Source organism: Massilia sp. CT11-108 (assembly GCF_047302915.1).
GTDB classification, from domain to species: domain Bacteria; phylum Pseudomonadota; class Gammaproteobacteria; order Burkholderiales; family Burkholderiaceae_D; genus Telluria; species Telluria orientalis.
Genome location: NZ_JBKYMO010000599.1, coordinates 1 through 3,009 on the forward strand (window position 1 = coordinate 1; position 3,009 = coordinate 3,009).

General features: G+C 67.1%; 3 protein-coding genes. All 3 read left to right on the plus strand.

Annotation, left to right across the window (positions count from 1 at the left end):
* The coding region (locus ACEN88_RS28065; protein WP_413344937.1) for a c-type cytochrome at positions 1–278 on the plus strand (278 nt) is incomplete at its 5' end.
* Positions 275–2,197, plus strand: coding sequence for a cytochrome c oxidase subunit I (ctaD, locus tag ACEN88_RS28070; protein WP_413344939.1), 1,923 nt, complete (start codon positions 275–277; stop codon positions 2,195–2,197). The genes ACEN88_RS28065 and ctaD, both read left to right, overlap by 4 nt.
* Complete coding sequence (locus ACEN88_RS28075; protein ID WP_413344941.1) at positions 2,194–2,835, plus strand: cytochrome c oxidase subunit 3; 642 nt, start codon at positions 2,194–2,196, stop codon at positions 2,833–2,835. Before ctaD ends, ACEN88_RS28075 begins: the two co-directional genes overlap by 4 nt.
* The last annotated feature ends 174 nt before the right edge of the window (positions 2,836–3,009 follow it).

The window sequence follows — 3,009 nt, forward strand, 5'->3', positions numbered from 1 at the left end:
CAGGAACACGCCGCGGCCGCGACGTGTTCCTGAACGCGAATTGCGCGCGCTGCCACGCGATCGCGGGCACGCGGGCGCAGGGAAGCATCGCACCCGACCTCACGCACCTCGCGTCGCGCCGGACCATCGGCGCCGGCATGTTCCCCAACAACCGCGGCCACCTCGCAGGCTGGATCAGCGATCCGCAGGCGCTCAAGCCGGGCGTGAACATGCCGGCCAACACCTTGCCCCCCGACGACCTGCAAGCCCTGCTGGCTTACCTGGAGACCCTCCGATGAAAGTATCCGATCCACGCTTCGTTCCGCCGGCCGACCCGGCCGCCGCCACGGCGCTGGAACGCACCTGGCGCGACCCGCCGGGCCTGTACGGCTGGTTCGCCGCGATCAACCACAAGACGATCAGCAAGCGTTTCATGGTCACGACCATGATCTTCTTCCTGCTGGGCGGCGTGCTCGCGCTGCTGATCCGCCTGCAGCTGGCGCAGCCGAACGCCGGCATCGTCACGCCGGCGATGTACAACCAGTTCTTCACGATGCACGGGTCGACGATGATGTTCCTGTTCGCCGTCCCCGTCATGCAGGCCGTGGCCACGTACCTCGTGCCGCTCATGATCGGCGCGCGCAGCCTCGCGTTCCCGCGCCTGAACGCCTACGCGTACTGGATCTTCACCATGGGCGGCATCATGCTGTACGCCGCCTTCTTCGCGGGCGCCGGGCCGGACGCCGGCTGGTTCGCGTACGTGCCGCTGTCCAGCCTGCGCTATTCGCCCGGCAAGGGCGTGGACTTCTGGGCCCAGATGATCACGTTCACGGAACTCTCCGGCCTGATGGAGGCGATCGTCATCATCGCGACCATCCTCAAGCTGCGCGCCCCCGGCATGAGCCTGAACCGCATGCCGTTGTACGTGTGGGCCATGCTCGTGACGTCGTTCATGGTGCTGTTCGCACTGCCGGCCGTCATGCTGGCCAGTACCGCGCTGATCACCGACCGCCTCGTCGACACGCAGTTCTACAATCCCGAGAAGGGTGGCGATGCGCTGCTTTGGCAGCACCTGTTCTGGTTCTTCGGCCATCCCGAGGTGTACCTGATCTTCATTCCGCCGCTGGGCTTCATCTCCGCGATCGTCGCGACGTTCTCGCGCCGGCCCGTTGTCGGCTACCCGGCGATGGTGCTGGCGCTCGTGACGACCGCGTTCCTCGCGTTCGGCCTGTGGGTGCACCACATGTTCGCGACCAACCTGCCGGAGCTGGGCAAGACGTTCTTCACGGCGGCGAGCCTCGTCATCGCCGTGCCGACCGCGGTGCAGATCTTCTGCTGGATCGCCACGCTGGGCAGCGGCCGGGTTTACGTCAGGACGCCGCTGCTGTTCGTGCTGGCGTTCTTCTTCATCCTCGTCATGGGCGGGCTGACGGGACTGATGCTGGCGTCCGTGCCGCTCGATACGCAACTGCACGACAGCTTCTTCGTCGTCGCGCACCTGCACTACGTGCTGCTGGGCGGCGCCGTCTTCCCGCTGTTCGGCGCGTTCTATTTCTGGTTCCCCAAGTTCACGGGACGCATGCTGGGCGAACGCCTGGGCCGCTGGAATTTCTGGCTGTTCTTCATCGGCTTCAACGTGTCCTTCTTCCCGATGCACCTGCTCGGCCTGTGGGGCATGCCGCGCCGCGTGTACACGTATCCGGCCGAGATGGGATGGGGCGACCTGAACCTCGTGTCCAGCATCGGTGCGGCGATGATCGGCGTGAGCGTGCTGCTGTTCCTCGTGAACGTCGTGCGCACGCTGCGACATGGCGCGATGGCGGGCGCCGACCCGTGGGGCGCGGGCACGCTGGAATGGAGCGTGGCGTCGCCGCCGCCGTTGGGCAATTTCGACGTCATCCCCGTGGTGCACGGGCGCTATCCGCTGTGGCAGCCGCAGGTCGAACCGACGCACGTCAGCGGCATGTCGAACGACTGGCGCGAAGTCCTCGTCACGACCGTGGCCGACGCCGAGCCGGACCACCGCCTGTGGATGCCGTCGTCGTCGATCTGGCCGTTCCTGTCGGCGGTGGCGACGACGATCCTGTTCGTCGGCTCCATCTATACGCCCTGGGCCGTCGTCTGGGCCGCCGCGCCGGTGGCGATCGGTGCGACGCTGTGGTTCTGGCCCAGGCGCGCCGTCGTCGAGCAGCGCGTGCATTCGGAGTCCGCACCATGAGCGCGCCCATCGAGAACCGCAAGTCGGGCAAGGAGGCGGTACCGCGCGGTGCGGCACTCGACGTGTCCAACCTCCCGACGTTCGCGTTCGGCACGCGCAGCCCGATGTGGTGGGGCACGATGGGCCTCGTCGCCGTCGAGAGCACCGTGTTCGCGCTGACGATCATGGCCTACTTCTACCTGCGCAGCCACGCCACCGTGTGGCCGATGAGCCGCTTCCCGCCCGACCTGCTGTGGGGGACCGTCAACACGGCGATCATGCTGGCGAGCCTGTGGCCGAACCAGAAGGCGAAACAGGCGGCCGAGCGCCTCGACCTCGCGGGCGTGCGGCTGTGGCTGACCGTGTGCATGCTGGTGTCGGTCGGCTTCCTCACCGTGCGCGTGTTCGAGTTCGGCGCGCTGAACACGCGCTGGGACACCGATGCCTACGGCTCCGTCGTGTGGATGCTGCTCGGCCTGCACACGACGCACCTCATCACGGACGCCTACGATTCGCTCGTGCTGACGGTGCTGATGTTCACCGGGCCGCACGAAGGCAAGCGCTTCGTGGACGTCAGCGAAAACGCGGGCTACTGGTATTTCGTCGTCCTCAGCTGGCTGCCGATCTACGCGGTCATCTACTGGGGCGCACGTTTTTAGGGAGGGACGATGGGAAACTGGCCGGCACTGCTGCTCGCGCCCACGCTGGCGCTCACGAACCTGTCCATCACGTATGCGCTCGTGACGCCCGCGTGCACGCGCCAGTCGATGGTGGCGCCGAACGCCGTCACGGCCGTCGTGCTGGCCGTGTGCGTGTGGATGAGCTGGGCCGCG

What these genes read in the sequence shown, in the direction of transcription:
- ACEN88_RS28075 (WP_413344941.1), top strand. Translation starts at nt 2,194, where the DNA reads ATGAGCGCGCCCATCGAGAACCGCAAGTCGGGCAAGGAGGCGGTACCG.
- ctaD (WP_413344939.1), top strand. Translation starts at nt 275, where the DNA reads ATGAAAGTATCCGATCCACGCTTCGTTCCGCCGGCCGACCCGGCCGCC.